We start from the raw sequence: 251 nt of genomic DNA on the forward strand, positions 1-251 counted from the left end.
GCGTTAACATTGTCAACGATAAGCTGGCAGGGGAGCTAGACTCGTTATTGCAATATTATTACCTTAAAACCAGAAGTAATCCTAAATTTGTTGATTTTCATAAAAAAAGGCAAGTCAAACACGCTAGAAGAATTGCAGAAAAAGGGACTGTTGATAGTGTATCTGTCGTCGACACTAACGAGCTTGCTAATCCTGCAAGCGACAGTAAGCATGCCGGATTTAATATTGCTGAACAACGCTCAATTCTAACT

At 39.0% G+C, this 251-nt stretch carries 1 protein-coding gene; it reads left to right on the forward strand.

Features of this window, described 5'->3' with window-relative positions; genetic code table 11:
- On the forward strand, nucleotides 1–251 hold a 251-nt coding region (locus AAEZ00_RS21800; RefSeq protein WP_351090091.1), incomplete at both ends, for a hypothetical protein.

This window comes from Shewanella sp. S1-49-MNA-CIBAN-0167 (assembly GCF_040310145.1).
Taxonomy (GTDB): Bacteria; Pseudomonadota; Gammaproteobacteria; order Enterobacterales; family Shewanellaceae; genus Shewanella; species Shewanella psychromarinicola.